The sequence below is a fragment of the Gordonibacter sp. genome, assembly GCF_036667095.1.
Taxonomy (GTDB): domain Bacteria; phylum Actinomycetota; class Coriobacteriia; order Coriobacteriales; family Eggerthellaceae; genus Gordonibacter.
In genome coordinates this window covers 1-5,441 of the sequence record NZ_JAVWUP010000168.1, presented here as the reverse complement: position 1 = coordinate 5,441, position 5,441 = coordinate 1, and the positions used below count along the sequence as shown (strand labels likewise).

Annotated in this window: 3 protein-coding genes and 1 pseudogene; 3 read left to right on the top strand and 1 reads right to left on the bottom strand. The window is 53.8% G+C overall.

The window, feature by feature from the left end; all coding sequences use genetic code 11:
* Window positions 1–202: 202 nt before the first annotated feature.
* A complete protein-coding gene (locus RR842_RS11585) occupies window positions 203–1,693 on the bottom strand; it encodes a helix-turn-helix transcriptional regulator (RefSeq protein ID WP_332729815.1) in 1,491 nt (496 codons plus the stop codon).
* Between the two features lie 236 nt (window positions 1,694–1,929).
* Between RR842_RS11585 and RR842_RS11580 the strand changes: the two genes are divergently transcribed.
* The 3 genes and pseudogenes from RR842_RS11580 to RR842_RS11570 all read left to right on the top strand — a co-directional run.
* Window positions 1,930–2,745, top strand: a complete 816-nt coding sequence (locus RR842_RS11580; protein ID WP_332729814.1) for a 4Fe-4S dicluster domain-containing protein — start codon at window positions 1,930–1,932, stop codon at window positions 2,743–2,745.
* Between the two features lie 18 nt (window positions 2,746–2,763).
* Window positions 2,764–5,058 (top strand): molybdopterin-dependent oxidoreductase, encoded by a 2,295-nt coding sequence (locus RR842_RS11575; RefSeq protein WP_332729813.1) that lies wholly within the window; start codon window positions 2,764–2,766, stop codon window positions 5,056–5,058.
* Window positions 5,059–5,137: 79 nt separating this feature from the next.
* Window positions 5,138–5,441: pseudogene (locus RR842_RS11570) on the top strand (hypothetical protein); the annotation flags it as partial.

Sequence of the window (5,441 nt, the reverse complement as noted above, 5' to 3'; positions counted from 1 at the left end):
AATCCGTTTCGGCAGAAGCACTTTTCCACGCTAAAGTGGTTGGATTATAGTCGCCTACGATGGCGGTTTTCGTGAACAAGGGCGAAAATATCAGTAAACGGCACCCGCACGTGCGAACTCGTACCTATCGAAGGTGTAAAGCAGGAAGTAAAATCCAGGCTGCATTAAAAACATTATAAGAAATCAGCGCGACGAAAATCCACTACCGGGTGCTCTCTATTGCAGGGCCGCCCTCGCCGGCTCGCTCGATAATATCGAGCAGCTCCTGCCGATTGTGGATGTCGAGTTTTCGGTACAGATGCATACGATGGGTCTGCACAGTGCTACGCGAAATGAACAGCCTCTGCTCGATGTGCGCGGAATCACGCCCTTGGGCAATGAGCAGGGCAATCTCCGCCTCGCGGGACGAAAGCCCGTACCGTTGAGCCACTAACGAACATTTCAGCTTGAACGGCGTATGTCGTTTGAATGAAACAATGCTCACCAGCGTATTCGCATCGTTTTCGGTAAAAACAAGGGTATATGCGATAGAAACCACCATTACTGCAGCTAAAACAACCAAATGGACATTTGCCGCAGACACCAAAGGTGCATAGGAGGAGCTGAGCAAAGCACCCCCGAGCGACCCGAAAGACCACGCTCCATACACCAGACCGAACATGCGCGGGGCTTGGTGAGGGGTATCACGAAACATCGAAGCGCAGATTATCCACATGAACAAAAAAACCAGTTGGTGAACTATGACGCTGAACACGTATTCAATGGTCGAAATCTGACCAAAAAGCGTGCTTGGTAAAAGAAGGATGCTCGCCAATCCCATCAGAAAGATCATACGGTACAAATTGCTGAAGCGAAAATGCTCCTTTCGCACGAACAAGGCATAAGCAGCGCCTAAGGCCACCACAAGGACCACGAGCAATGTTACCTGATAGGCAATGGCGTACGGGTCGTTCACAAACTCACTGTTCCAGGCCGCATCGAACCCGCTGCGGAACTGATGGTCTACCGCACCCCAGACGAACACCATTGCCGCCAGCTTGAATGCAAGTCTCCCGGAGATAGAGGATGGATCCCGAAGAGACTCCTCCGGCTTCCCCCGAGGCGCCCTCCCACACTTCTGTCCCACTCGAAGGCAAAGCGTCGATACCACCGGCAGAACAACGGACGCCACTAGCACCGTATACATAATTGTGGTCGATAAAATCGCATTAATCGCGCAGGCCAGCACCTGAGAGACAAGAAGGGTTATAAACATCTCCTGCGCAGAAAGGGAACCAAACACGCGCATCCAAAGAAGATAGTGGACGGACGCGAGGACGCCGGAGAGAGCAACGAATACGCTCCCTGCAACATGCACCGAACCGTGCATAACAACCGGAATGAAGAATGCAGCACCAAGCAACGCCATCGCAAGACCGAGAAACACCGGCTTGACCGTCTTCTCAACTAGGAAAAATCCGCGACTACCCGCAATAAAGAAAAATACGCAGGCGAGGGAGGCTGCGGCCAAGGTAGGAATGCATATCCCGTGAGGCGGCTTGCTTACCAGCGTGCTGATGACGCTTTCGGAATTGGCCGCCAAAAACATGGTTGAAAGCCATGCCGAGGCGCATGCGAACCCAACAGCAAGCACCACATTGGTGCGGCCGGTTGCTTTAGCCCATATTTTTTGCACATTAGAAAGAGCATTCATGGAGCCCCCTCAGATCGCCATCAAATGCCACACCTCATTCTACCTCAATATCAAACCATAAAATTACCCAATTTACCTGGGAATACTGAAACTCATATACCGGAACCGATGCTTATTCCACGGTTCGCAAAGCATCACCGATACCCAACCATGCCCCAACCTGACACAGTCTTTTCATGCCTTTCTCACTTCAAACTGACAAAGGCACGAAGGGGACATCAAGGAGAGGAGACAGTATGACGAAGCGGGGAATGCTCATCGATCTCAAACGCTGCGTGGGATGCGGGGCGTGCGTCGTCGCATGCCAACTTGAGAATAATCAGGGGCCTGGGGTCTCTTGGGTGAAGCTAGATGCCATCGAGTGGGGCGAAGAGGTGGGCGAAGCAGGTCGCACCTACCTTCCTCATTCCTGCATGCATTGCGAAAATCCCGAATGCGTTGCCGTGTGTCCCACTGGCGCTAGCCAGAAAAATGATGAAGGTGTCGTAGTGATCGATTACGAGGCATGTATAGCCTGCGGGTACTGTATGTCGGCATGCCCGTACGGGGCCCGCGTGCTCAATGAGGGCAAGGGCAATTTTTTCGGCAATTACGCACAGGCACCCTATGAATCCTACGGAATCCAGCGCTCCCATGTCGTGGAGAAATGCATGTTTTGCCATGAGCGAGTGGCCAATGAGCTTCCTCCGGCCTGCGTGCTCAACTGTCCTGCTCATGCACGTTATTTTGGAGACCTCGACGATGCCGAGAGCGACGTGAGTAAGCGTATCGCGCTCGGAGGTTCCGTAAGAATCGACGAGACATCGTTTTACTACACTCCCGCCAACGGCATGGCCGAAGACTTACTACCCTTTGCCTCGGGCGGCGCATCGGCCGTAAGTGCCAAGGCAGCTCCTGGAATAGACCCCGTTATTGCCACAGCGGGAGTAGTTGCTGTTGCCGCCGTTGGTGTAGGAGTTGGCGTAGGAGTGAAAAAATCAAGAAGTAAGACTAAAGCCGCAGCGGCAACTACGGTGAAACCTGATTCCGACCAAGACTCGAAGAGCGAATAAACGAGAGGGTGTCTCACTATGGCAAAAAACACTGAGGGCTCGTCCCGTAACACCATCAGCAGGCGCACCTTCTTCAAGGGCGGCGCCGCCGTCGCAGCCGGTGCGGCATTGACGGGAGGGACCAGCCTCAACATCGCACACGCAGAAGGCACGATAAACAATGCAGCTCCTGTCGAGAAGCGCTATACCTACTGCGACATGTGCAACCAAGTACCGCGCTGCGGCATGACCGCTTTCGTACAGGACGGCAAGATCGTCCGCGTGGAATCACGCGACCCGCACCCCGTATCTCCCCTGTGTGCTAAGGGCCTCGCCAGCATCCAGGAACTCTACGACCCCAAACGCCTCCAAACTCCTCTGCGTCGCACCAACCCCAAGGGAACGGGCGCTTCGACATGGGAACCCATTTCTTGGGATGAGGCATATCAGACCATCGCGTCAGAATTCAATCGGGTAAAAGAGGCCTATGGAGCCGACTCGGTTATGTTTTACTGCGGCGACCCCAAAGAGCCGCGCCCGGTAACTCAACGGCTTGCTGCACTTTTCGGAAGCTCCACCTACGGCCTCGAGAGTTCACTCTGCTCGACGGCAACCGACATCACCTCCGAACTGGTATATGGCCGCGGCCAAAGCATTATGGGGTCCGACCCGACCGACGACACCGCAAGTTGCCTTATCTGGTCTATCAACCGGGCTTGGTCGAAACCGAACCACCACGCAGGTTTCATGGATCAAAAGGAACGCGGATGCAAGTTTGTCGTTGTCGACCCCCGCATCACCCCAACGGTAAGCAGCTTAGCCGACATCCATCTCCAACTGAGGCCCGGATCAGACGGCGCCCTCGCACTCGGATTCATCAACATTCTTATCCGCGACAATCTCATCGACAAAGCGTTTGTCGATGAGTGGACCCACGGGTTCGATGAACTTGCCAAACTCGCTGCGCAATACCCACCCGAGAAGATCGAAGAGATCACTTGGGTCCCCGCCGCCAAGCTCGAAGAAGCAGTACACCTTCTTGCGGAAAACTCGCCAAGCACCCTTCTGTCAAGCTCTGCCGGACTCGCACACTCGTCCAATGTTGGCCATGCTTTGCGCGCGATCTTCATGATCCCGGCGCTTCTCGGCAATGTTGAGAAAAAGGGCGGATTCATGTTCTCTTCAGGAGGACTACCTTTTGATTTGGGCGGGTCCAATAGTCAATTCAGAGCCGAAAACATTTATACCGAGCAGAAGTTCGGGGAGCGTCGCGTCGACCGCGAAGACTTCCCCGTATGGAACTCATTCACCAAGCATTTCCAGACCGCAAAACTACCTGAATATATCGATGCGGGTAAGATCAAAGCTGGATTGCTGGTAGCATGTAATGCTATGATCTGGCCTGAATCCAATCGCTATCAAGAAGCACTCGGGAAACTGGAGTTCTCTGCGGCCGTAGATTATTACGAACGTCCCTGGACACATGATTACGTCGACCTGCTTTTACCTGCGGCTATGTGTCATGAGCGCATGGCACCATTTGCCTCTTATGGGCGCAAGATCTACTTCCGCGACCCCTGCGTCGCTCCCGCTGGGCAAGCGCGTGAAGACTGGCAGATAGTCCTCGAACTGGGCTGCGCCCTTGGTTTTGAAGAGGAGTGCTTCGGCGGAAACGTCGAGAAAGCCATCGAGTCCATTCTCGAAACTTCCAAGCTTGGCATCACCGTAGCCGATCTTCGCGCCAATCCTGAAGGGCTGGAGATACCGGGCGACAAAAATCCGGACAACAAACACGTCCTCGGTAAATTCCGCAAAGACGGGCAGCCCGGCTTCAACACGCCTTCCGGCAAAATCGAATTTGACTCCGAGATACTCAAATCCTTCGGATACGATGGACCGCCTATCTACGAAGAACCCATCCATACCCCTCTCAATCCCTCCGAAGAGGACAAGAAATATCCCTTGGTGCTAAACTCTGGCTCCCGCCTGCCGTACTACACACACTCCAAACTACGCGAGATTCCCTGGCTCAACCAGTTCATGCCCGAGCCCGTCGTGCGCCTGCATCCAAAGGATGCACGAGAGCGCTCTATCAACAATGGTGACTCCGTGCGCGTTTTTAATCACCAAAACGAGATCGAGATGAAGGCCGAAGTGACCAACATGGTACACGCCGGCATGGTGGATATTTTTCACGGCTGGCACCAAGCCAACGTCAATCTACTAACCACCCGCGATTTCGATCCCATCACCGGCTTCCCACCCTTCAGAAGCGGGCTGTGCGAAGTCGCCTCAACCGGCAAGGGACGCGTTGTTGAGCAAAAGAAGAGCTAAAGTAGCAGCGTATTGATCATATGTCGTAGGCACCCCTAGACAAATTGCTCGTCTCAAAGGGGTGCCTATAGGAGGAAATATGGATGATCCAACTACTCCTGTTATCGAACAGGAAAACGCAGGAGCTGCTCCCGCCTCGCAACCCACGCCGAAGAAAAAGAGAAAGGGATTGATTGCCTTAGGCATTGCGGCCGTCATCATCGTAGGTGTTGGAGCAGGTTTTTGGGTATGGCATGAGCAGCCGAGCTTCTGCAATGCGATCTGCCACACCCCCATGGACCCCTACGTGGAAGACTATTATTCCAGCAACACCACTCTACTGGCAACCGCGCATCGAGTTTCCGAGGTAAGTTGCCTCGATTGCCACGTGCCAACCCTGAGCG